At 56.3% G+C, this 23,283-nt stretch carries 18 protein-coding genes; 10 read left to right on the forward strand and 8 right to left on the reverse strand.

Annotated elements, in window-relative coordinates:
• Positions 1-4: 4 nt before the first annotated feature.
• On the forward strand, positions 5-1,609 hold the full coding sequence (locus AC3WS9_RS21020) for a PglL family O-oligosaccharyltransferase (RefSeq protein WP_492490192.1): 1,605 nt from the start codon (positions 5-7) through the stop codon (positions 1,607-1,609).
• On the opposite strand, the gene AC3WS9_RS21025 is transcribed toward AC3WS9_RS21020, so the two are convergent.
• The gene (locus AC3WS9_RS21025) at positions 1,606-2,799 is read right to left on the reverse strand and encodes a BaiN/RdsA family NAD(P)/FAD-dependent oxidoreductase (RefSeq protein ID WP_492490193.1); all 1,194 of its coding nucleotides are present in this window, start codon (positions 2,797-2,799) and stop codon (positions 1,606-1,608) included. The genes AC3WS9_RS21020 and AC3WS9_RS21025 overlap by 4 nt on opposite strands.
• Before the next feature lie 230 nt (positions 2,800-3,029).
• Between AC3WS9_RS21025 and pitA the strand changes: the two genes are divergently transcribed.
• The gene (gene pitA / locus AC3WS9_RS21030; protein ID WP_282492865.1) at positions 3,030-4,529 is read left to right on the forward strand and encodes an inorganic phosphate transporter PitA; all 1,500 of its coding nucleotides are present in this window, start codon (positions 3,030-3,032) and stop codon (positions 4,527-4,529) included.
• A 54-nt stretch (positions 4,530-4,583) separates the two neighbouring features.
• On the opposite strand, the gene uspB is transcribed toward pitA, so the two are convergent.
• The gene (gene uspB / locus AC3WS9_RS21035; RefSeq protein ID WP_282492864.1) at positions 4,584-4,919 is read right to left on the reverse strand and encodes a universal stress protein UspB; all 336 of its coding nucleotides are present in this window, start codon (positions 4,917-4,919) and stop codon (positions 4,584-4,586) included.
• Positions 4,920-5,201: 282 nt separating this feature from the next.
• On the opposite strand from uspB, the gene uspA reads away from it, so the two are divergent.
• Positions 5,202-5,639: a universal stress protein UspA gene (gene uspA, locus AC3WS9_RS21040; protein WP_003861223.1), complete on the forward strand. Its 438-nt coding sequence runs from the start codon at positions 5,202-5,204 to the stop codon at positions 5,637-5,639.
• A gap of 86 nt (positions 5,640-5,725) precedes the next feature.
• Here uspA and rsmJ read toward each other — a convergent pair whose 3' ends face one another.
• Positions 5,726-6,478, reverse strand: a complete 753-nt coding sequence (gene rsmJ, locus AC3WS9_RS21045) for a 16S rRNA (guanine(1516)-N(2))-methyltransferase RsmJ (protein WP_492490194.1) — start codon at positions 6,476-6,478, stop codon at positions 5,726-5,728.
• An 8-nt stretch (positions 6,479-6,486) separates the two neighbouring features.
• Positions 6,487-8,529: an oligopeptidase A gene (gene prlC / locus AC3WS9_RS21050; protein WP_282492862.1), complete on the reverse strand. Its 2,043-nt coding sequence runs from the start codon at positions 8,527-8,529 to the stop codon at positions 6,487-6,489.
• Between the two features lie 213 nt (positions 8,530-8,742).
• Between prlC and AC3WS9_RS21055 the strand changes: the two genes are divergently transcribed.
• Together AC3WS9_RS21055 and gorA are read left to right on the forward strand one after the other, a co-directional pair.
• Positions 8,743-9,585 carry a 23S rRNA (adenine(2030)-N(6))-methyltransferase RlmJ gene (locus AC3WS9_RS21055; RefSeq protein ID WP_282492861.1) on the forward strand — a complete coding sequence of 281 codons (843 nt, stop codon included), beginning with the start codon at positions 8,743-8,745 and terminating at the stop codon, positions 9,583-9,585.
• A gap of 70 nt (positions 9,586-9,655) precedes the next feature.
• A complete protein-coding gene (gorA, locus tag AC3WS9_RS21060) occupies positions 9,656-11,008 on the forward strand; it encodes a glutathione-disulfide reductase (RefSeq protein ID WP_282492860.1) in 1,353 nt (450 codons plus the stop codon).
• Between the two features lie 70 nt (positions 11,009-11,078).
• On the opposite strand, the gene AC3WS9_RS21065 is transcribed toward gorA, so the two are convergent.
• Complete coding sequence (locus AC3WS9_RS21065) at positions 11,079-12,170, reverse strand: glycosyltransferase family 9 protein (RefSeq protein WP_492490195.1); 1,092 nt, start codon at positions 12,168-12,170, stop codon at positions 11,079-11,081.
• Positions 12,171-12,550: 380 nt separating this feature from the next.
• Here AC3WS9_RS21065 and AC3WS9_RS21070 point away from each other — a divergent pair, with 380 nt between their 5' ends.
• A complete protein-coding gene (locus AC3WS9_RS21070) occupies positions 12,551-14,200 on the forward strand; it encodes an alpha,alpha-trehalase (protein WP_492490196.1) in 1,650 nt (549 codons plus the stop codon).
• Between the two features lie 158 nt (positions 14,201-14,358).
• Here the strand turns inward: AC3WS9_RS21070 and AC3WS9_RS21075 are convergent, their stop codons facing one another.
• Positions 14,359-15,954 carry an STY4199 family HEPN domain-containing protein gene (locus tag AC3WS9_RS21075; protein ID WP_492490197.1) on the reverse strand — a complete coding sequence of 532 codons (1,596 nt, stop codon included), beginning with the start codon at positions 15,952-15,954 and terminating at the stop codon, positions 14,359-14,361.
• A 147-nt stretch (positions 15,955-16,101) separates the two neighbouring features.
• Between AC3WS9_RS21075 and AC3WS9_RS21080 the strand changes: the two genes are divergently transcribed.
• A complete protein-coding gene (locus tag AC3WS9_RS21080) occupies positions 16,102-16,641 on the forward strand; it encodes a GNAT family N-acetyltransferase (RefSeq protein WP_492490198.1) in 540 nt (179 codons plus the stop codon).
• Between the two features lie 4 nt (positions 16,642-16,645).
• On the opposite strand, the gene AC3WS9_RS21085 is transcribed toward AC3WS9_RS21080, so the two are convergent.
• The gene (locus AC3WS9_RS21085; RefSeq protein WP_285146085.1) at positions 16,646-17,404 is read right to left on the reverse strand and encodes an SDR family NAD(P)-dependent oxidoreductase; all 759 of its coding nucleotides are present in this window, start codon (positions 17,402-17,404) and stop codon (positions 16,646-16,648) included.
• Between the two features lie 119 nt (positions 17,405-17,523).
• Between AC3WS9_RS21085 and AC3WS9_RS21090 the strand changes: the two genes are divergently transcribed.
• The 3 genes from AC3WS9_RS21090 to AC3WS9_RS21100 all read left to right on the forward strand — a co-directional run bounded on the left by AC3WS9_RS21090 (position 17,524) and on the right by AC3WS9_RS21100 (position 21,098).
• Positions 17,524-18,423: a LysR family transcriptional regulator gene (locus AC3WS9_RS21090; RefSeq protein WP_282492854.1), complete on the forward strand. Its 900-nt coding sequence runs from the start codon at positions 17,524-17,526 to the stop codon at positions 18,421-18,423.
• Between the two features lie 52 nt (positions 18,424-18,475).
• On the forward strand, positions 18,476-19,501 hold the full coding sequence (yhjD, locus tag AC3WS9_RS21095; RefSeq protein WP_282492853.1) for an inner membrane protein YhjD: 1,026 nt from the start codon (positions 18,476-18,478) through the stop codon (positions 19,499-19,501).
• A 274-nt stretch (positions 19,502-19,775) separates the two neighbouring features.
• Complete coding sequence (locus AC3WS9_RS21100; RefSeq protein ID WP_285150152.1) at positions 19,776-21,098, forward strand: MFS transporter; 1,323 nt, start codon at positions 19,776-19,778, stop codon at positions 21,096-21,098.
• 112 nt (positions 21,099-21,210) lie between these two features.
• On the opposite strand, the gene AC3WS9_RS21105 is transcribed toward AC3WS9_RS21100, so the two are convergent.
• Positions 21,211-23,274, reverse strand: a complete 2,064-nt coding sequence (locus AC3WS9_RS21105; protein WP_492490199.1) for an AsmA family protein — start codon at positions 23,272-23,274, stop codon at positions 21,211-21,213.
• Positions 23,275-23,283: the final 9 nt, after the last annotated feature.

Raw genomic sequence — 23,283 nt, forward strand, 5'->3', positions numbered from 1 at the left:
TTATATGGGTATCACAATAATATTTTGCCTGTGGTTTAATGCCGTTTTACTAAACGTATTACCCAACCACGGCGGCTCCGGCCTGGCGCTGCCGCAGAACCTCTTAGCCTGGTCGGTACTGGCATTGATCGCCCTGTGGTGTGCCGTGACTGCTCAACATCGCCAAACGATTTATCCTCCGGGAACAATCTGGATCGTTGTCGGTGCGGCGCTGTGGTCGCTGCCGATTCTCTGGTCCCCCTCTCCTGCCTGGCAATGGAATGCCCTGCCGAAAGTGCTGGCGCTGTGGGGGTTGGTGGCCGTCTGGCTTCTTCTGCTGAAATTGACGTCCAGTCGTCGCCTGATAAACGTCTGGTTGCTGATTCTGGTCGCGGCCACGATGTTACAGGTGGTGTACGGCGCGGTTCAGCTGAGTGACATGCCCCATTTAACCGGCGGTCGCCCGTACGGCAGCTTTCAGCAGATCAACGTTTACGCATCATTTCTGGCCACGGGGCTGCTCTGCGCACTGTGGCTGTTTACGATGAGCCGTCAGAAAGCTGTCACCCTGCTCTGCGCCGTCGCGCTGGTCGTTGTTCCTGCGATGCTGATTCTGGTACAGAGCCGCACCGGTTATCTTAGTGCTGCTCCAGGCAGTGTGATTTTACTGATGGTCTCAAGTAAAACACGTCGCACGGGCAATGCCGCTCTGCTGCTGATGGCGGGGGTGGTAGCTGGACTGGGCTTGCTCTGGTTTGGCCCGACACTGTTCCCCGGCATGATCCCCGGCTTTGTAGAGAAAGAAGGCTCGACGCTACAGCGCTGGTACATTCTCAGACTTACCTGGCAGTTGATATGCGCTCACCCAGTCATTGGTAACGGCTACGGCAGCTTTGAGGCGCTGTTTGGTCAACTGGCACAGCAGATGCCGCAGGGGCTTGAAAACTCCACGATCCAGTATCCGCATAACGAACTCCTCTATACCTGGATGGAGGGAGGGATCGTCGCACTGCTCGGGCTTCTGCTGATGGTGGCGGGCGTCTTCATCAGATTATGGGGTAAAGGCGGACGTCGCTGGACGGGCCTCGCGCTACTCCTGCCGATTGCCATCCACATGAATCTGGAGTACCCGCTGTATCAGTCCGTCACGCACGGGATCACGCTGGTGATGCTCCTGACCATTACAGGGCCCGCGGCGCGCGCGCAGCAAACCGCGAAATCATCCGGCACATTGTTTCGTATCAATGTCGGCGTGGTGGCAAGCGCCGTGCTGGTGTTTATGCTCTCCGGCGCGGTCAGCGAAGTGCAGCTCACCCACATCGAACAGCAGGGGCTGATGCCGCTGGCGCAGGACGACACTCTCTCGCTGGTGAATCCCTGGAGCCAGCACGACCGGCTGGATTTCGACAGGCACGTAGCCCTGCTGGTGAGATTTAATCGGACACAGAATGCGGCGCTGCTGACGCAATACCGCTCGTGGGCAGAAGGTTACTTGCAGGTGCACAACAACCCCGACGTCTATAACAGCCTGATGATGATCTACCACGCCTTGGGATTATCGACAGCGCAGGAACTGTGCCTCAAGGCCAAAGCCATGTGGCCGGCAGACCTGCGCTTCAATTGTACTTAACTTTCAGCCAGCGCCTGCGCGCACGCCCACGCACTTGCCCAGGCCCACTGGAAGTTATATCCGCCCAGCCAGCCCGTCACGTCCATCACTTCACCGATGAAATAGAGCCCCGGAACCTTGCGCGCTTCCATGGTGCGGGACGAGAGTTCATCCGTGTCCACGCCGCCGAGGGTCACTTCCGCCGTGCGATAGCCTTCGGTGCCGTTCGGCTGAACGCGCCAGTTGGTTAGCGTCTCGACCAGCGCCTGCTGATCGCGCACGTTGAGTTGCTTGAGCGTGACGTCCGGAATTTGCCCCAGCAGTTGCAGGCACTCGATCAAACGTTTCGGCAGTTGCATCGCCAGGGTGTTTTTCAGGCTTTGATTCGGATGAGCAGCGCGCTGTTCGTCGAGGAACGCCGCCAGATCGCAGTCCGGCACCAGATTCACGGTGACGAATTCGCCCGGCTGCCAGTAGCTGGAGATCTGCAGTACGGCGGGGCCAGAGAGACCGCGATGGGTGAACAGCAGGTTTTCGCGGAACAGGGTGCCGTCTTCGGCGGTAATGGTGGACGACACCGAGACGCCGGAGAGCGTCTGGAGCTGCTCCAGCAGCGGTTTGTGCAGAGTAAACGGCACCAGACCGGCGCGAGTCGGCAGCACCTTCAGGCCAAACTGCTCGGCGATTTTATAGCCAAAGGGCGTCGCGCCCAGGCCCGGCATCGACAGCCCGCCGCTGGCGATCACCAGTTTGTCGGCGCTGACCGTGTCGCCGTTCAGCTCCAGAATATAGCCGCTGTCGTCGCGAGAGACGCTCAGCACTTCGGTGCGCAGGCGCGTGGTGACGCCGCCCTTCTCGCACTCGGCCACCAGCAGGTCGACGATCTGCTGCGCGGAGTCATCACAGAAGAGCTGGCCGAGGGTTTTTTCATGCCAGGCGATGCCATGTTTGCCGACCAGATCGATGAAATCCCACTGGGTGTAACGCGCCAGGGCAGATTTGCAAAAATGACGGTTTTGGCTCAAATAGGCCGCGGGTTCGACATATAAATTAGTAAAGTTGCAGCGACCCCCGCCAGACATCAGGATCTTGCGACCGGGTTTCTTGCCATTATCCAGCAACAGAACGCGACGACCCGCCTGTCCGGCCATCGCCGCACAGAACATTCCCGCCGCACCGGCGCCAATTATGACGGCATCAAACCTTTCCACATCAAAATCCTCATGTTTAACAGGCGCGAATTGTAAAGTTTCCTCTGTGGTCACACCAGCGCAAAAAACTGATATGTCAGTCATATAATTGAAATATAAAATATATTTCTTTACCAGACGTAAACAATCCAGAAGGTATATCAAAAAAAAGCTATATTTCACTTTGCCCGTTGCGCATTTGTCCTGGATAATGCGCCGCGTTCATGTCCTCCAAAATGGCGTAACGTCCTATGCTACATTTGTTTGCTGGTCTGGATTTACATACCGGGCTTTTACTATTGCTTGCTCTGGCATTTGTGCTGTTTTACGAAGCTATCAATGGCTTCCACGACACTGCGAACGCAGTCGCAACGGTTATCTACACTCGCGCAATGCGATCGCAAGTTGCGGTTGTTATGGCGGCTGTCTTTAACTTCTTTGGTGTTCTACTTGGTGGCCTAAGCGTAGCCTATGCCATCGTTCACATGCTGCCTACAGACCTGCTTCTGAATATGAGTTCAGCGCACGGTCTCGCGATGGTATTTTCCATGCTGCTTGCTGCGATTATCTGGAACCTCGGTACCTGGTATTTCGGCCTGCCTGCATCCAGTTCTCACACGCTGATCGGCGCGATTATCGGTATCGGGTTAACCAACGCCCTGATGACCGGCACGTCTGTCGTTGACGCGCTGAACATCCCTAAAGTGATGGGGATCTTCGGCTCTCTGATTATCTCCCCTATCGTGGGCCTGGTCGTTGCAGGTGGATTGATTTTCATCCTGCGTCGTTACTGGAGCGGAACCAAAAAACGCGCCCGTATTCACCTGACTCCCGCAGAACGTGAAAAGAAAGATGGCAAGAAAAAGCCTCCGTTCTGGACGCGTATCGCTCTGATTCTTTCCGCTATCGGCGTCGCCTTCTCTCACGGCGCAAACGACGGTCAGAAAGGCATTGGCCTGGTCATGCTGGTCCTGATTGGTGTCGCTCCGGCAGGGTTCGTGGTCAACATGAACGCCACCGGATACGAAATCACCCGTACCCGTGATGCAGTAAACAACGTCGAAACGTACTTCCAGCAGCACCCTGAACTGCTGAAACGCGTGACCGGTGTTGATCAGCTGATTCCTTCTCCTGAACCGGGTGCGACCACCGCTCCGGGCGAGTTCCACTGCCACCCGGCAAACGCGATCAACGCGCTGGAACGCGCTAAAGGCATGCTGAGCGATATCGAAAGCTACGACAAACTCTCCGTTGAACAACGTGGTCAGCTGCGTCGCATCATGCTGTGCATCTCTGATGTGACCGATAAAGTCGCGAAACAGCCAGATGTGAACAACGATGACCAGCGTCTGCTGAAGAAACTGAAAGGCGATATGCTCAATACTATTGAGTACGCGCCAATCTGGATCATCATGGCCGTTGCGCTGGCACTGGGTATCGGGACAATGATTGGCTGGCGTCGTGTGGCGACCACCATCGGCGAGAAGATTGGTAAGAAAGGCATGACGTATGCGCAGGGTATGTCCGCGCAGATGACCGCTGCCGTTTCTATCGGTCTGGCGAGTTACACCGGTATGCCGGTTTCAACGACCCACGTTCTGTCATCTTCGGTGGCCGGTACGATGATTGTTGATGGCGGCGGTTTGCAGCGTAAAACCGTGACCAACATCCTGATGGCCTGGGTGTTCACCCTCCCGGCGTCGATTCTGCTTTCGGGCGGCCTGTACTGGCTGTCGCTGAAACTGATTTAATGCAGGATAAGCAATGAAAAAGCGGGTCAGGAAACTGACCCGCTTTTTTTTGGCTCAATGCCAGAGCGCTAACGCCACCATGCTCACCACCACCAGCCCGCACAGGGCGCTGGTCAGAATGAACTGGCGACGCAGACGCTCACAGCGACGGATAAACTCGTCGTCATGATGATCGCGATAGCGCTGGGCGTAGATGTACCACACCAGACGCATCTGTTTGCTGGGCTGTCCATGCGACGTGAAGAAGCCTCCACCATCCACATACTGATAAAGCAACGGATCGCAACCTCGAAGTACCACTAATAGCGCACGTAACGATGAGAAATAGCGCGCCATATTCACTATGCAAACCACACATAACGCCCAAAACAATGCGACGGTGCTAATCATACTTCCTCCCCGGCGTCCGCCCACGAAGCGAGACTTCTGGACAACCGCACCCCAATGCCCTGACAGACAGATCAGTGAAAGAATGACGAAAGTCGATCGGGTTCACGTTTTAATATCCGAACGGCTCATTAAATAGTGTAGGAGATCCGTTAATTTTTTTGCCACAAGGTTAATCGTTATCAACACCAAAGCTTGAAAAATTTGTTGAACTGGGCCGTAATGAAGGCAGAAAGGCGACGGCTTACCTGATAGTCATCGATAACTTAAGGAAGGAGTAACACTATGGCTTACAAACACATTCTCATCGCGGTAGACCTCTCCCCGGAGAGCAAAGTGCTGGTTGATAAAGCGGTATCCATGGCACGCCCATACAACGCGAAAGTTTCTTTGATTCACGTTGATGTGAATTACTCCGATCTCTACACCGGTCTTATCGACGTTAACCTTGGCGATATGCAAAAACGCATCTCCGAAGAGACGCACCACGCGCTGTCTGAGCTCTCCACCAACGCCGGCTATCCGATTACCGAAACCTTAAGCGGCAGCGGCGACCTGGGCCAGGTACTGGTCGATGCGATTAAGAAATACGATATGGACCTCGTCGTTTGCGGTCATCACCAGGATTTCTGGAGCAAACTGATGTCTTCCGCGCGCCAGCTGATCAACACCGTCCACGTGGATATGTTGATTGTGCCGCTGCGTGATGAAGAAGACGAGTAAGTGTGAATTGCCGGGCGGCGCTAGCGCTTGCCCGGCCTACGATCAGGTTTTGTAGGCCCGGTAAGCGTTAGCGCCACCGGGCTTTGTTATTCAGGGGTGCCGGAATAAATATCAAACCGATGCCCCTTCGTCACCACCGCGTTGGTGGTCGCGACATCCGCCAGCGGCGGCGCATAGTCCGGGCGCTTCACCACTACGCGTTTGGTTGCCAGCAGACGCGCCGGTTCGAGCAATCCATCCGCATCCAGATCCGGCCCCACCAGCGACTGAAACACCCGCATCTCTTTCTTCACCAGCGCACTCTTCTGCTTGTGCGGGAACATCGGATCGAGATAGACCACCTGCGGACGCGGGGTGATATCCGTTAGCGCCGTCAGGCTGGAGGCGTGAATCAGCTGTAAGCGCTCCTGCAACCACGAGCCAATCTCCGGGTCGGCATACCCGCGCGCCAGACCGTCGTCGAGGAGAGCGGCGACCACAGGGTTACGTTCCAGCATCCGCACGCGACAGCCCACGGAGGCCAGCACGAAGGCATCCCGCCCCAGGCCTGCCGTGGCATCTACCACGTCCGGGAGATAACTGCCCTTCACGCCGACTGCTTTGGCCACCGCTTCGCCGCGACCGCCGCCAAATTTGCGACGGTGCGCCATCGCGCCGCCGACGAAATCGACAAAGATCCCGCCAAGCTTCGGCTCATCGCTTTTGCGCAGTTCCAGATGCTCCGGCGTCATCACCAGCGCCATCAGATTTTCAGCATCGTGCTCCAGCCCCCAGCGGGCGGCAAGAACAGATAAGGCGCCGTCTCCGGCGCCTGTTTCATCCAGCAAACAAATTTTCACGAACGCGATTAGCCTTTGATTCCGTAATGTTCCAGCATCGCATCCAGCTGCGGCTCGCGGCCACGGAAGCGTTTGAACAGCTCCATTGGCTCTTCGGAACCGCCGCGCGTCAGGATGTTATCCAGGAACGACTGACCGGTATCGCGGTTGAAGATCCCTTCCTCTTCGAAGCGAGAGAAGGCATCTGCTGCCAGCACGTCGGCCCACAGGTAGCTGTAGTAGCCCGCCGCGTAACCGCCCGCAAAGATATGGCTGAAAGCGTGTGGGAAACGGCCCCACGATGGCCCAGGAATGAGCGCCACCTGCTTCTTAATCTCGCCCAGGGTTTCGAGGATTTTAGCCCCCTGCTCCGGGCTGAACTCCGCGTGCAGGCGGAAATCGAACAGGCCGAACTCCAGCTGGCGCAGGATAAACATCGCCGCCTGGTAGTTTTTCGCCGCCAGCATTTTATCCAGCAGTTCTTTCGGCAGCGGTTCACCGGTTTCATAGTGACCGGAGATAAACGCCAGCGCGTCCGGCTCCCAGCACCAGTTTTCCATAAACTGGCTCGGCAGCTCGACGGCATCCCACGGCACACCGCTGATGCCAGACACACCCGCCGCTTCGATACGGGTCAGCATATGGTGCAGACCGTGGCCGAATTCGTGGAACAGGGTGATCACTTCGTCGTGCGTGAACAGCGCTGGTTTGCCATTGACTGGACGGTTGAAGTTGCAGGTCAGGTAGGCGACCGGTTTTTGCAGCGAGCCATCGGCTTTACGCATCTGGCCGACGCAGTCGTCCATCCACGCCCCGCCGCGTTTGTTCTCACGCGCGTACAGGTCCAGATAGAAGCTGCCGCGCAGCTCGTTTTTCTCGTCGTACAGCTCGAAGAAACGCACTTCCGGGTGCCAGACTTCCACATCGTGACGCTCTTTGGCGGTGATGCCGTAGATGCGTTTCACCACTTCGAACAGGCCGTTAACGGCTTTGCTTTCCGGGAAGTACGGGCGCAGCTGCTCGTCGCTGATGCTGTAGAGATGCTGTTTCTGTTTTTCGCTGTAGTAGGCGATGTCCCACGGCTGCAGGTCATCCACGCCACACTCCGCTTTAGCGAAGGCACGCAGCTGAGCCAGCTCTTTTTCGCCCTGCGGACGCGCGCGTTTAGCGAGGTCAGTTAAGAAATCGAGCACCTGCTGCGGGTTTTCCGCCATTTTGGTGGCGAGGGATTTTTCGGCGTAGCTGTCAAAGCCCAGCAGTTGTGCCAGCTCGTGACGCAGAGCGAGAATTTCCGCCATCACCGGGCTGTTGTCCCATTTACCGGCGTTCGGGCCCTGGTCAGAGGCGCGGGTGCTGTAGGCGCGGTAGAGTTCTTCACGCAGCGCCTGGTTGTCGCAGTAGGTCATCACCGGCAGATAGCTCGGGATATCCAACGTCAGGAGATAGCCTTCCTGCTCTTTCGCTTCGGCCTGCGCTTTGGCGGCGGCCAGCGCGCTTTCCGGCATGCCTGCCAGTTCGGCTTCATCGGTGATGAGCTTCGACCAGCCCATGGTGGCGTCGAGGACGTTGTTGCTGTACTGGTTGCCAAGCTCGGACAGACGCGCGGCGATTTCACCGTAGCGCTGCTGTTTCTCTTTCGGCAGGCCGATGCCCGACAGTTCAAAATCACGCAGGGCGTTATCGACCGCTTTCTTCTGGGCGATATCCAGCTTCGCGTAGTTTTCGCCGTCGCGCAGATCGCGATATGCGTTGTACAGCCCTTCATGCTGACCGACCCAGGTGCTGTACTCAGAGAGCAGCGGCAGGGTTTGTTCATAGGCTTCGCGCAGCTCCGGGCTGTTTTTCACCGAGTTCAGGTGGCTCACCGGCGAGAAAATACGGCCCAGCACGTCATCCACTTCCGCCAGGCGCTGGCACAGATTGTCCCAGGTGTAAGGTGCGCCCTGCGCAACCACGCGCTCAACCGCCTCGCGACAGTTATCCAGCGACTGGGTCACAGCCGGGACAACGTGCTCAGGGAGGATTTTAGAAAACGGCGGCAACGAAAAAGGCGTGAGTAATGGGTTGGTCATAAGCGCTGTCCTGTTGAATAAGGTGAATGAAGCGCGCATCCGGCGCTGGGCATATTGTTTCTGTAATGGGGATAAGTGTAGTGAATTTCAATGCCAGGCGCAGCGCTTTCGCGGCGGCGGGGACTTTTCTGTATACTGTGCCAATACGCTCTTTTTTCGCCTGGGGCGCGCAGCGATCCGGGCCTACGATTCTCTACTGGAACACCTTTACCCATGCTCAGTTATCGCCACAGCTTCCACGCGGGCAACCACGCCGATGTCCTCAAACACACCGTTCAGAGTCTGATTATTGAATCTCTGAAAGAGAAAGATAAGCCATTTCTCTATCTGGACACCCACGCGGGCGCGGGCCGTTATCAGCTCAGCAGCCAGCACGCGGAGCGTACCGGTGAATATCTGGAAGGTATCGCCCGCATCTGGCAGCAGGACGATCTTCCGGCTGAGCTGGAGCCGTACATCGGCGTGGTGAATCATTTCAACCGCAGCGGCCAGCTGCGCTACTACCCTGGCTCGCCGCTGATTGCGCGCCAGCTGCTGCGCGAGCACGACAGCCTTCAGCTGACCGAGCTGCACCCGAGCGATTTCCCGCTGCTGCGCTCTGAGTTCCAGAAAGATGACCGCGCACGCGTGGAAAAAGCCGACGGCTATCAACAGCTGAAATCCAAACTGCCGCCGGTCTCCCGTCGCGGCCTGGTGCTGATCGACCCGCCGTACGAAATCAAAACTGACTATCAGGCGGTGGTCACTGGCATCAACGAAGGCTACAAACGCTTCGCCACCGGGACCTACGCCCTGTGGTATCCGGTGGTTCTGCGCGCGCAAATCAAACGCATGATCAAAGAGCTGGAAGCGACCGGCATCCGCAAAATCATGCAGATCGAGCTGGCGGTACGTCCGGACAGCGATCAGCGCGGCATGACCGCCTCCGGGATGATCGTCATCAACCCGCCGTGGAAACTCGAAGCGCAGATGAACAACGTCCTGCCGTGGCTGCATAAAACCCTGGTGCCAAGTGGTCATGGCCACGCGACCGTCAGCTGGATCGTGCCAGAGTAATCGCAGTCATCGGTGGAACCTATGGATTCCAGGTATACAATCGCGGCAATCAACGATTAAGGAAGAAGTTATGACTAAGCATTATGACTACATCGCCATTGGCGGCGGCAGCGGCGGTATCGCCTCGATTAACCGTGCAGCCATGTACGGCCAGAAATGTGCGCTGATCGAAGCCAAAGAGCTGGGCGGCACCTGCGTGAACGTCGGTTGTGTACCGAAAAAAGTGATGTGGCACGCCGCGCAAATCCGTGAGGCCATCCATATGTACGGCCCGGATTACGGCTTCGACACCACCATCAATCACTTCGACTGGGACAAGCTGATTGCCAGCCGTACCGCCTACATTGACCGCATCCATACTTCGTATGACAACGTGCTGGGCAAGAATAACGTCGATGTGATCCGCGGCTTTGCGCGCTTCGTCGATGCGAAGACGATCGAAGTGAACGGCGAGACGATCACCGCCGATCATATTCTGATCGCCACCGGCGGTCGTCCAAGCCACCCGGACATTCCGGGCGTGGAATATGGTATCGACTCCGACGGTTTCTTCGAACTGCCTGCCCTGCCAAAACGCGTGGCGGTAGTCGGTGCGGGTTATATCGCTGTCGAACTGGCGGGTGTGATTAACGGCCTGGGCGCGGATGCGCACCTGTTCGTGCGTAAACACGCGCCGCTGCGCAGCTTTGATCCGCTGATTGTCGAGACGCTGGTCGAAGTGATGAACGCCGAAGGGCCAAAACTGCACACCAACGCGGTACCAAAAGCGGTGGTGAAAAACGCCGACGGCAGCCTGACTCTGGAGCTGGAAGATGGCCGCAGCCAGACCGTCGATTGCCTGATCTGGGCGATTGGTCGCGAACCGGCTAACGACAACTTCAATCTCGCCGTCACCGGCGTGAAAACCAACGCGAAAGGCTACATCGAAGTCGATAAGTTCCAGAACACCAGTGTTCCAGGAATTTATGCGGTCGGTGATAACACCGGTGCGGTTGAGCTGACGCCCGTTGCCGTTGCCGCAGGCCGTCGTCTGTCTGAGCGTCTGTTCAACAACAAACCGGACGAGCATCTGGATTACAGCAACATCCCGACCGTGGTCTTCAGCCACCCGCCAATCGGCACCGTCGGATTAACCGAACCGCAGGCGCGCGAGCTGCATGGCGACGATCAGGTGAAAGTGTACAAATCGTCCTTCACGGCGATGTACACCGCAGTGACGTCTCATCGCCAGCCGTGCCGCATGAAGCTGGTTTGCGTCGGCCCGGAAGAGAAAATCGTCGGGATCCACGGCATCGGCTTCGGCATGGATGAAATCCTGCAGGGCTTTGCGGTAGCGCTGAAAATGGGTGCCACCAAGAAAGACTTCGACAATACCGTGGCGATCCACCCGACGGCGGCGGAAGAGTTTGTGACGATGCGTTAATGTCTTAACGACAATCTCGCTGCAGAAGAAATGAAACTGACCATGCAAAACCATGGTCAGTTTTTTTATGTTAAGAATTAAGCATGGTATGTGCTTTATCAACAATCCGTTCGACATTAATCTTATTATTATGCTTATCAAAAATAAGCTGGTGTGCGTTTTCGCCGACGGGAGCGAAAATAATATTACCCTGATAGGCGCTGTTATGATCCAGCAGCATAGAATAATAGATGCCAATCATCTTTTTATTCAGCGCACAGGCAATATGGACCATCGCGGTATCAACCGAGATAACCAGATCCGCTTTTTCAATTAATGCGATAGCATCCCAGAGGGAATTAAAATTACAGACGGTGATCCTGTCGCTGTCAAAATGTAAGTCTGATAACTTGCGGGCCTCCCCGACAATAAACACATGCGTGTTGTCTTGCTCAGAAACCAGGGTTGCCATTTTTTCCAGCTGAGCCCGTGATAAGCTTCGTTCTTCCACGCTGGCGAAGGGATTAATCACCACGATTTTTTCATAATCATATGAGGCAAGATAATCAGTGATAAAACTATCATGCTTCATAGGGACGGAGAGCGAATAGAGCAGGTCATCGGAGGCAATCCCGAGGACTTTCAGGATTTCACGCTGCGGGTGTGTGATATGAAAATCATTCGTTATCGGGATGGTCTTATTCCACGGTTTCTTCAGCCAGCCACCGAAGTTAATGGCATATTGATAGTTAACACGCTGTAATAGCTGAACATCAAAAAGTTCTTTTCGCTTCATCCATGAGTAATGGCTGATAACCAGATCCGTATCAATCATGGGCAATGACTGAATATCATTGAGATTGACGATATACACTTCGTCGATAAAAGTCATTTTCTCAAAAAGATCGCGATTGCGCTCTTCAGCAATAATTTGCAATGTATATCCGGCCTGCTTGAGCTCACGCCATATTCCTGTGTGACAGACGGCATCACCGATACCTAAATCCACAAAAGGAAATAGAATTCGACTCACCGAACTCATGTCTATTTCTTTATTACGATTATCTTTAATATTTTTAGATGCACGAAGCAGCTTAAACCGACGCTTTAACTCTTTGGTTTTTATATTTCGCTGTCTGTTTAATTGCTTTACAAAAGAAATGACCTGTTTCATTTTAAGCATTGCCCTAATTTCCACTATTGGGCACATTGTAATCTTTTATAATCTTGATTGGAATAATTAAGATACCGTATTCCCCCATCAGGAATAGTGGTAAATAGTATTGCTGACATTAAGCCTCCTCTGCGCAAAGGCATGTTATCCATTCATAAATCGTTGCAAAACGAATGCTCTGAATTTCAATGACGCGCCTCGCGCAGTCATGGCTTGATTAGAATAGAAATATCAGCGAGATACATAACATTCTGGTCGACAAGGCCAAACCACAAAACGTGATCTACCGCACACTTCGTCCTTCACACACCGAAGCGAGTGTCTAAGCTTAGTAGATGCCCGGGAAACACCCGTATGTGTGACAACGCAAACCGGAGGTCCTAACCACCATGTTCAACCAGAAATTACACGCTGCAGATATCGTCGAGTTCGAGATTGCAGAAGAGCTGCGCTACGAAACCGATCCCTGCGAGTTGAAACTGGATGAGATGATCGAGGCGGAACCGGAACCCGAAATGATTGAGGGGCTGCCCGCGTCTGACGCGCTCACCCCGGCCGATCGCTATCTTGAACTCTTCGAGCACGTCCAGTCAACGCGCCTGTTTGCCGACAGCAAAACCTTCCCCGACTGTGCGCCGAAGATGGACCCGCTCGACATCCTCATTCGCTATCGCAAGGTGCGACGCCACCGTGATTTCGACCTGAAGCGCTTTGTCGAAAATCACTTCTGGATGCCGGAATCGTTGACCACCGAATACGTCTCCGACCCGAGCCAGTCCCTCAAAGAGCACATCGATAATCTGTGGCCGGTGCTGACGCGCGAGCCGCAGGATCATATTCCGTGGTCGTCCCTGCTGGCGCTGCCGCAGGCCTATATCGTGCCCGGCGGGCGTTTCAGCGAGACCTACTACTGGGACTCCTATTTCACCATGCTAGGGCTGGCGGAGAGCGGGCGCAACGATCTGCTGAAATGCATGGCCGACAATTTTGCGTGGATGATCGAGCGCTACGGTCATATCCCGAACGGGAACCGTACCTATTATCTCAGCCGCTCGCAGCCGCCGGTGTTTGCCCTGATGGTTGAGCTGTTTGAAGAGGACGGCGTGCGCGGGGCGAAGCGTTATCTCGACCACCTGCTGATGGAGTACGCTTTCTGGATGGACGGTGCCGATTCGCTGGTGCTGAATCAGGCCTATCGCCACGTGGTGCGCATGCCAGACGGCTCGCTGCTCAACCGCTACTGGGACGACCGCGACACACCGCGCGATGAGTCGTGGATTGAAGATGTGGAAACGGCAAAGCACTCGGGCCGTCCGCCGAATGAAGTTTACCGGGATCTGCGCGCGGGCGCGGCGTCGGGCTGGGATTACTCCTCCCGCTGGCTGCGGGATGCCGGGCGTCTCGCCAGCATTCGCACCACCCAGTTTATCCCGATCGATTTGAACGCGTTCCTGTTCAAGCTGGAAAGCGCTATCGCCAATATCTCCGGCGCAAAAGGCGATAAAGAGACCGAAACTACCTTCCGCCAGAAGGCCAACGACCGCCGTGCCGCCGTGAACCGCTTCCTGTGGGACGACGAAAACGGCTGTTACCGCGATTACGACTGGCGTCGCGAAGAGATGGGGCTGTTCTCCGCTGCCAGCATCGTGCCGCTGTACGTTGGGATGTCGACCCATGAACAGGCCGATCGTCTGGCCGATACGGTGAAAGCCCGTCTGCTGACGCCGGGCGGCATTCTCGCTACCGAGCACGAAACGGGCGAACAGTGGGACAAACCGAACGGCTGGGCGCCGCTACAGTGGATGGCGATTCAGGGGTTCAAACAGTACGGCAATGACTCGCTGGGAGATGAGATCGCCTGGAGCTGGCTGCAGACGGTGAACCACTTCTACAAAACGCACCACAAGCTGATTGAGAAGTACCACATCGCCAGCGGCACGCCGCGCGAAGGCGGCGGGGGCGAGTATCCGTTGCAGGATGGCTTTGGCTGGACCAACGGCGTCGTGCGACGACTGATTGGGCTGTACGGAGAGCCCTAGCGGTTTCTGGTTTCGGTGCTGAAATAAGCCGGGTGGCGGCTTCGCCTTACCCGGCCTACAAAGGCTGAGCCCTAACCCGTAGGCCCGATAAGCGCAGCGCCATCGGGCGTTTTCTGGCTCTTGTGCCGCGCCTTACCCGGCCTACAAGGTGGTGGAGATTAGCGAATCACATCATAAATATCGGTCTGGATTGATTGCCATTTTTTCGTGCTCGCATCCGGCTGCGCCAGGGCGCGCCGCTTCGCCTGATCGGCTTCGTATTTCTGTCGCTGCACCACCGCGGGTACCGTACAGAACGCCTTCAGATATTGCTTGCGTATGGAGGTCAGCTGTTCGCCGTTCGCCATCGCATGACTCACGGTTGCAATAAAGCGTCGACAGGGTTTCTGCTCGACCATTTGCAGGCGGTAGCGCATCAACACTTCCAGCACGTCATCGTATCCGGCTGACATCGCCTGTTCGGTCCAGGACATCTTCCAGTCCATTCCGCCCTTCAAAAACAGCAGCGTCGCGCGAGTATCATTGCGATCGATGGCCGAGCGGAAGTTATTCTCATCCCAGGTCACACCCATACGCGTCAGTTTTTCCCGCGAGGACGGGGCTTCGCGCATCTCTTGCGCCACCTGCGGCGGCTCAGGGTTGGGCGCGGCGGCCGCTGACGGCGGGCTGCTGCCAAACACCAGCCAGACTCCGCCCGCAACGATCGCCAGCACCATCACCCCCACCGCACCCCACAGTGCGCCGGAGATAAGCTGGTCGCGCTGCTCGGGTGTTCGCGGCGCGCGCTGGGTCGGTTTTTCAATGCTGTCGCGAATTTCAAACAGATCGCCGCCAGTCTGACGGTCCATCTTCTGGGCATTTTCCCAGAAGTTGTGCAGCTCGCTGGCGTCGACCGCCATCAGCCCGGTCGGGTTGATGCGCGTGCGCCCTTCTTCAAACGCCCGCTGGATCGGCCCGGCAATCTGGGCGTAGTAGTTATCCAGCAGCAAAAGTTGCGCCGAACTCAGCGCCTGCTGCACGGTGAGCATATTGCGGATCTGGCGGATGTCATCGAGGAAGGTTTGCAGGGTTTTGCGCGGTTCAACCAGCAGCGTTAAATTCGAGCGGTCATTGAACAGCGACGAGTAGTAGCGGCTGAACTCTTTCTTATCGACCAGCATCTGCGCCATTTCGCTGAACATCATGCCGCTCAGCACGTCGTTGCGCTCGCTGTTCTTCAGCCAGCGGCGGACGCGGTCGGCGTTGAAGAGAGTTTTGAGGTGATTATTAAGCCGCACCGGATCGGGCCACGCCTGCATAATCAAGGATTTAATCATCAGTTCGAGCGCGCGCACCTGCTTATGGGCCTGAAGTTGCAGGGATTCGTTGCCCGGCGCGAGATCGGTGTTATAGCCCAGCAAGGGCTGCTGCAGACGAAGATGTTCCAGCGCCGTGACGAAACGCACCGCGGCAATCAGCTGGTTTTGGCTGACATCCTGGCCGCTTTCATATTTCGGCACGCGCTGCTGCAACAGGCGTAATTGCAGCGTGAAGTCGGACATTTCGGCGTCATTCAGATTCAGCCGTTTCGCCACCGGTCCCCATCCGCCCAGCGCCAGTCGGGCCGTATCGAGTTGGTCGAGGAACCAGCGCGGGTCTTTCCCTTCAGAGACGTGCACATCCAGGAGCAATAAAATCTCCACGGATGCATGACGAATAATGCCAATACAATGTTCAAACTGCTCGCCGATATGGTGCGATGTACCCGATGTCATCATTTTCCTTAAGTACTACAAAGCTGATTAAGCTGGCCTTAAAGGCAATTTTTTCTTTTATTTCTGTGCTGTTAAACCATAACTGAGATTATGGAGAAATAAAGTGACAGCTCTATAATCATTGAAAATAGTTATGGGAGAAAACGAATGCCGGTACTCACTACTTCACGCCTGACCTGCTCGCCTGTACAGGAACAAGACTGGCCGTTTTACCTGTCGCTGCAACAACACCCCGATGTGATGCGATTTATCGCCAATAAGCGGCCAATTGCCGTCATTCGGGAGGCATTCGAACCTCGTCTACAGCCGTGGGAACCTGGCAGCGCACATTGGCTGTGTCTGATTGTGCGTGACACTGCCAGCCAGACACCACTGGGGGCTACCGGTTATATTCACAGAGAAAATGACTGCGCGGAAGTGGGCTTTATTTTCGCGGCAGAATCGCAGGGGAAAGGTTACGGATATGAGTCGTTACGCGCCGTGTGTGATTACGCGTTTAACGAGGGTGGGATTCGCCGTCTGACCGCCACGGTGACGGTGGGCAACGCCGCCTCCCGCGGCCTGCTGGAGAAAGCAGGCTTTGTGCTGGAAGGCGAGTTGCGGGAAAACTACTGGCTGGCGGATAGCTGGCACAACGACTGGATTTTCAGCCTGTTAAAGCATGAATATCAGCCTGAAAGCCGTTAAGAACTTACAGGAACATCCCGCCTGACACTTCGATGCGCTGGGCATTCATCCACCCCAGTTCGTCGCTCAACAGGGCCGCGATGGCGTCACCGATGTCATCCGGCAGTCCGACGCGTCCAAGGGCCGTATTCGAGGCCACCATCTGATTAATCTGCGCATTATCGCGCACCCGTCCGCCGCCAAAATCGGTCTCAATCGCGCCCGGGGCGATGATATTTGCGGTGATTTTACGTGCGCCTAACTCTTTAGCCTGATAGCGAGTCAGCACTTCCATCGCCCCTTTCATCGCCGCGTAGGTACTGGAGCCCGGCTGGGCAAAACGCGCCAGTCCGCTGGAGACGTTGAGGATGCGCCCGCCGTCTTTGATCAGCGGCAGCAGGCGCTGGGTCAGGAAGAACGGGCCTTTGAAATGGACGTTCATCGCGTCGTCAAACTGCGCTTCGCTGGTCTCTGCAAAGGGCGCGTATAAACCCGTTCCAGCGTTGTTCAATAAATAATCGAAGGTGTCACGCTGCCAGACATGCTTAAGCTGGGAGAGCACTTCTGCGGCAAAACGTTCGAAGGCTGAGGTATCCCCGACGTTCAGCTGCAATGCCACCGCTTTCACCCCTTTTAATTCAATTTCGCGCACCACTTCCTGCGCTTCTTTCTGGCTGCTGTTGTAGGTCAGGATGATGTGGGTTCCCTTCGCCGCCAGCTTCAGCGCTGCGTTTTTACCTAAGCCGCGGCTGCCACCTGTCACTAATGCAATACGTTCACTCATGATAAACCTCGTTTCGTTTGATATGGCGATTGAGTAAGAGCTTATTAGGTGATAGAAAATCAATAAAGATGGCAGAAAACGCTTCACTGTTTCACTGACAACAATAATGAGCGCAGCCTATGGATAAAATTCACGCAATGCAGCTCTTCATCCGCGTGGCGGAAATGGAGAGTTTTTCTCGCGCCGCGGACACGTCAGGACTTCCTAAAGGTAGCGTATCGCGCCAGATTCAGGCGCTGGAAAACCTGCTCGGCACCCAGCTGTTACACCGCACGACGCGCCGCGTTAGCCTCACGCAGGACGGGATGGTCTATTACGAGCGGGCAAAAGATCTGCTGGCCAACCTCGACGAACTGGACGGTCTTTTCCAGCACGACCCCACCAGCATCAGCGGGCGCTTACGCGTCGACATGCCCGTTGGCGTTGCGCGAAATTTAGTCATCCCGAAACTACCCGCCTTTTTGCAGCAGTACCCCGGCATTGAGCTGGAATTGAGCAGCAGCGACCGGATGGTCGATGTGATACGCGAAGGGTTCGACTGCGTGGTGCGCGTCGGCACGTTGAAGGATTCGGGGTTAATCGCCCGCTCGCTCGGCAAACTGTCGATCATTAACTGCGCCAGCCCTGATTATCTGGCGCGTTTTGGCTACCCGGAGAATCTGGACGATCTGGCCTCTCACGCGGTGATTCACTACGCCCTGAATCTGGGCACGCGTCCGCAGGGGTTTGAGTTTTATAACGGCGATAGCACCCAGTGGGTGAAAACCGGCGGCATTTTGACAGTCAACAGCACCGAGACCTATCACGCGGCGTGCCTGGCCGGTCTGGGCATTATTCAGGTTCCGCGCGTGGGCGTGCGTGAGGCGATCAAGGCCAAAAAAATGGTCGAGATCCTGCCGCAATACCGCGCAGAACCGATGCCGGTTTCCCTGATTTACCCGCATCGGCGCAACCTCTCGCGCCGCGTTCATCTGTTCATGGAGTGGCTAACGACGATAATGAAAGCCTACGTTGACTAGTCGCAGTCTATAATTCAGTAAATTCCCGCCAAACGAAAAAAGGAAAATGCGCGTGACGCCGGAAAACAACCCGCAACGACCCACCCAGGAACTGGAGTACGACCCCATCAAAAAGATGGAAGCAGAGCCAGAAAAAAATCCCTCATCCAGCAAGGCCACCAAAGCGCTGGAAACCGTCACCGGAACGGCGCAGAAGATTCAGCGCCGCCCGATGATTGCGCACCTGATCCGCGCCGCAGAACGCTTTAACGACCGTATGGGCAACCAGTTTGGAGCGGCCATCACCTACTTCTCCTTCCTGTCGATGATCCCGATTATGATGGTGTCCTTTGCCGCGGCGGGTTTTGTCCTCGCCTCGCACCCGACGCTGTTACAGGACATTTTCAACAAGATCCTGATTAACGTCAGCGACCCGACGCTGGCCGCCACGCTCAAAAGCACCATCAACACCGCCGTGCAGCAGCGTACCACCGTGGGGATTGTCGGGCTGTTGATCGCCCTCTACTCCGGGATCAACTGGATGGGGAACCTGCGCGAGGCAATCCGTGCCCAGTCGCGCGACGTCTGGGAGCGCACGCCGCAGGACCAGGAGAAAATCTGGATTAAGTATTTCCGCGACTTCGTGTCGCTGATTGGCCTGCTGGTCGCCCTGGTCGTGACGCTGTCGATCACGTCCGTGGCCGGCTCCGCGCAGCAGATGATCATCTCGGCGCTGTATCTGGACTACATCGAGTGGCTGAAACCCGCCTGGCGGCTGATTGGCCTGGCGATTTCAATCTTCGCCAACTATCTGCTGTTCTTCTGGATTTTCTGGCGTTTGCCGCGCCACCGTCCGCGCAAGAAAGCGCTGATCCGCGGGACCTTCATCGCTGCCATCGGCTTTGAAGTGATTAAGATCGTGATGACCTACACCCTGCCGTCGCTGGTGAAATCCCCGTCCGGCGCGGCGTTTGGCTCGGTGCTGGGCCTGATGGCGTTCTTCTACTTCTTCGCCCGCCTGACGCTGTTCTGCGCCGCCTGGATCGCCACCGCCGAGTACAAAGACGACCCGCGCATGCCGGGCAAAACCCACCGCTAAACCCCTTATCGGGCTGAATAAGAATGCAAAATTTCAGCCCGATTCGGCATTTCAGCATATAAATCCAGCCTGTAACTTTTATTTAACCAAAAACCAGTTTTATCGACTGATATTTAAATTCTGTGAAGCATTTCATGGAAGGGTTTTCGTCAGGCTGAAGATTATCCGCTTTTTGCTGCTTTTCTCGCCGCTTCGCGCCCCTGTTACAGATTGAAATGTCGCTTTTGCTATGCGTAATATGGCCTTTCGTCAGACCAAACAATAAGAAAATTTTATGCAAGCCACCGCCACAACTCTTGATTCAGAACCGGAAAGCACGCCGGTCAACTCGCGTAATAAAGTCGTCGTTGCCTCACTGATTGGCACCGCCATCGAATTCTTCGATTTCTATATTTACGCCACCGCCGCGGTCATCGTCTTTCCGCATATCTTCTTCCCGCAGGGCGATCCGACGGCGGCAACGCTACAGTCGCTGGCTACCTTCGCCATCGCCTTTATTGCCCGCCCGATTGGTTCGGCGGTGTTCGGTCACTTTGGCGACCGCGTCGGGCGCAAAGTCACGCTGGTGGCCTCGCTGCTGACGATGGGGATTTCCACCGTGGCGATCGGCCTGCTGCCGACCTACGAAACCATCGGTATTCTGGCGCCGGTGCTGCTGGCGCTGGCGCGTTTTGGTCAGGGCCTGGGCCTTGGCGGTGAATGGGGCGGCGCGGCGCTGCTGGCGACAGAGAATGCGCCACCGCGTAAACGCGCGCTGTACGGCTCTTTCCCGCAGTTGGGCGCGCCGATTGGCTTCTTCTTCGCCAACGGCACCTTCCTGCTGCTCTCCTGGCTGCTGACCGACGAGCAGTTCATGAGCTGGGGCTGGCGTATTCCGTTTATCTTCTCGGCGGTGCTGGTGCTGATCGGCCTGTATGTCCGCGTTTCCCTGCATGAAACGCCGGTGTTCGCCAAAGTGGCGGCGGCGAAAAAGCAGGTGAAAATCCCGCTCGGCACGCTGCTGACTAAACATCTTCGCGTGACCGTGCTGGGCACCTTCATCATGCTGGCGACCTACACGCTGTTTTATATTATGACGGTCTACTCCATGACCTTCAGCACCGCCGCCGCGCCTGTGGGTTTGGGTCTGCCGCGTAACGAAGTGCTGTGGATGCTGATGATGGCGGTGATCGGGTTTGGCGTGATGGTGCCGATTGCCGGGCTGCTGGCCGACAGATTTGGCCGTCGCTCGAGCATGATCGTGATTACGTCGCTGATTATTCTGTTCGCGCTGTTCGTCTTCCCGCCGCTGCTGGGTTCCGGCAGTCCGGCGCTGGTGATGGCTTACTTACTGATTGGTTTGAGCTTGATGGGGCTGACCTTTGGCCCGATGGGGGCGCTGCTGCCGGAGCTGTTCCCGACGGAAGTGCGTTATACCGGGGCGTCATTCTCTTATAACGTGTCGTCGATTCTGGGTGCGTCTGTGGCGCCGTATATCGCCACCTGGTTACAGGCGAATTATGGTCTGTTCTATGTGGGTGTGTATCTGGCGGCGATGGCAGGGTTGACGCTGATTGCGTTGTTGTTGACGCATGAGACGAAGCATCAAGCGTTGTGATGGGTTTTGCCGGGTGGCGGCTACGCCTTACCCGGCCTACGATTAGGTTTGGATTTGGGTTTTGTAGGCCCGGTAAGGCGAAGCCGCCACCGGGCGGCAGACCGTACCTTCGCTACTTCTTCATCTGCGACAAAATCGTCCGGCACTGATTCGCATCCCCTTCTGACGGCGAAATCAACGCCAACAAGGCTGCCGCTGGCGTCACCAGCGTTGCCAGCGCGGCGGCCACGGCTCCGCGCGCAATCAACGGCCCCGCTTTCACACCCGCCTGCGGATTCTTGAACGACCCGCGCACATACAGCGGCGAGCGCAGGGTGATAATGCGGAAGCCCTTACTCTCCGGATCGATGGTCAAATCCAGCTGCTCCGAAGCCATGCTCGCCGTCCCCGTCACGTTAATCACCGCATTCTCCGTATCGAAGGCAAAAATCTGCGGACGCGCCACGCCGTTGACCAGGTCGAGGTTCGCCGCCGCGCAGTTCACCCGCACTTCGTCATCGCCAAAAATCTGCCCGATGATAAAGTTACCGACGTTGAGCCCAAGGATCTCCATCAGGTTTCGACTCACCAGCCCGTCGTTCATCAGCAGTTTGAGATTCCCGTTGCTGCTGCCGAGCAGTGCCGCCACCGAGTTCCCGACCCCACGAATATCCGCGTCGCCGTTCATCTCACCGAGGGTTTTCTGCATCAGTTCAACGTTCGGCATCAGCTCTTTCAGCTTCAGCCTGCGCGCCTGAATGTCGGCCCGCCCCTGCATCGGCTTTTTATCGCCTTCGAGGTGAATGTTGGAGGAAATCGTCCCGCCCGCGAGACCAAATTTCAGCGGCTGCAGGCGCAGGTCGGCGTTTTTCAGGATGATATGGGTCGAGAGGTCGCTGATCGGCAAGGTGCTGCCGTGCTCGATTTTACGCCCCTTGAAGCGCACGTCGGCGTCCATCACATCCCACTTGTCGGTTTCAAAGCGATCGTACGGCAGCACTTTGTCCGACGGCTGAATGTCCTTCTCGCCTTTCTTCTGTTCGGAACGTTTGGACTGCTGCGCACCTTTCCCGGAATCGACGCCAATCAGCGGGCCGAGATCGGCGAGGCGCAGCTGGCGCGATTCCACATCCCCTTCCAGCTTCGGACGCGGTTTACCGGTGGTGTAGGCGAGCGAGCCGTGAATATCGCTGTCGCCGATGCGACCATTGAAATTGCGGTAATCAAAGACCGATGATTTTTCCGTATCGATTTTGGCGACCAGATGCCCGTCCGTCTCAAACGGCGGCGTATCCGGGAGCAGCACGCCGGTTAAGTCATACAGCTCGCCCAGAGAATCGCCGGAGAATTTGAGCTGCAGATCCACGCCGCCCATTTTCATCGGATCGTTCACCGTGCCGACAAAGGCCACGCGGGTGTTACCCGAGCGGAAATCCGCCTGCACCGGGAACGGCGTGCCTTCACTGCGCAACGCCAGCACGCCGCCGATTTTACCTGTCCCGGTCAAGGGCTGATCGTTGTAACGCCCTTTCGCCTTCAGGCCAAAAACGTAATCGCCAACGCGGGCTTTATCGTCTTTTCCTTTGGTGCCGGTGACTTCGCTGAACGGCAGCGGTTTGCCGAGCGGATCGACCAGGATCTCGATATCCGCTTTGCTGACTTTGTCGTCGATGGCGATCCGCCCGCGATCGAACAGAATATTATCCAGACGGAAGGACCAGGCCGACGGCGGCGCGTTGGGATCTTTCTCTTCACCGCTGCTGGCGAGATTAAAGGTCCAGTTATTGTTCTTCTCTGACAGGCGAATCAGCCGCGCATCGGGCTGTTGCAGTTTGATCCACGGCAGATAGACCGTTTTGGTCAGCAGCGCGAGCGGGGCCAGCGTCGCTTCCACGCGCGGCAGATGGACCATCGTCACATCAGGAATATCAGGGGGGTTGCCGAGAATAATATCGTTGGCATGTACGTGCGGCCAGGGCACCCAGCTGCGCCAGCCGGTTTCGTCTTTCTGACGCTCCCAGACCACGCCGAGATCGCCGCGAATGGCGAAGGGCCGGTTCAGTTCGGTGGAGACTTTCTGGTTGATGGTCGGTTTGAGGCGGTTCCAGTCGAACGTCGCAATGATGATGATCGCGACCACAATCAACAACAAGAAGATCCCTGCTACCCAGGCAACGATCCTGGTGGTTTTGGTCATTGTTATCCC

It is taken from the genome of Lelliottia sp. EB106-05-01-XG201, assembly GCF_058791735.1.

What these genes read in the sequence shown, in the direction of transcription:
- AC3WS9_RS21070 (WP_492490196.1), top strand. Translation starts at nt 12,551, where the DNA reads ATGTTCAACCAGAAATTACACGCTGCAGATATCGTCGAGTTCGAGATT.
- AC3WS9_RS21090 (WP_282492854.1), top strand. Translation starts at nt 17,524, where the DNA reads ATGGATAAAATTCACGCAATGCAGCTCTTCATCCGCGTGGCGGAAATG.
- AC3WS9_RS21100 (WP_285150152.1), top strand. Translation starts at nt 19,776, where the DNA reads ATGCAAGCCACCGCCACAACTCTTGATTCAGAACCGGAAAGCACGCCG.
- gorA (WP_282492860.1), top strand. Translation starts at nt 9,656, where the DNA reads ATGACTAAGCATTATGACTACATCGCCATTGGCGGCGGCAGCGGCGGT.
- uspA (WP_003861223.1), top strand. Translation starts at nt 5,202, where the DNA reads ATGGCTTACAAACACATTCTCATCGCGGTAGACCTCTCCCCGGAGAGC.
- AC3WS9_RS21020 (WP_492490192.1), top strand. Translation starts at nt 5, where the DNA reads ATGGGTATCACAATAATATTTTGCCTGTGGTTTAATGCCGTTTTACTA.
- prlC (WP_282492862.1), bottom strand. Translation starts at nt 8,529, where the DNA reads ATGACCAACCCATTACTCACGCCTTTTTCGTTGCCGCCGTTTTCTAAA.
- AC3WS9_RS21075 (WP_492490197.1), bottom strand. Translation starts at nt 15,954, where the DNA reads ATGACATCGGGTACATCGCACCATATCGGCGAGCAGTTTGAACATTGT.
- AC3WS9_RS21085 (WP_285146085.1), bottom strand. Translation starts at nt 17,404, where the DNA reads ATGAGTGAACGTATTGCATTAGTGACAGGTGGCAGCCGCGGCTTAGGT.
- AC3WS9_RS21105 (WP_492490199.1), bottom strand. Translation starts at nt 23,274, where the DNA reads ATGACCAAAACCACCAGGATCGTTGCCTGGGTAGCAGGGATCTTCTTG.
- pitA (WP_282492865.1), top strand. Translation starts at nt 3,030, where the DNA reads ATGCTACATTTGTTTGCTGGTCTGGATTTACATACCGGGCTTTTACTA.
- AC3WS9_RS21080 (WP_492490198.1), top strand. Translation starts at nt 16,102, where the DNA reads ATGCCGGTACTCACTACTTCACGCCTGACCTGCTCGCCTGTACAGGAA.
- uspB (WP_282492864.1), bottom strand. Translation starts at nt 4,919, where the DNA reads ATGATTAGCACCGTCGCATTGTTTTGGGCGTTATGTGTGGTTTGCATA.
- AC3WS9_RS21065 (WP_492490195.1), bottom strand. Translation starts at nt 12,170, where the DNA reads ATGCTTAAAATGAAACAGGTCATTTCTTTTGTAAAGCAATTAAACAGA.
- AC3WS9_RS21055 (WP_282492861.1), top strand. Translation starts at nt 8,743, where the DNA reads ATGCTCAGTTATCGCCACAGCTTCCACGCGGGCAACCACGCCGATGTC.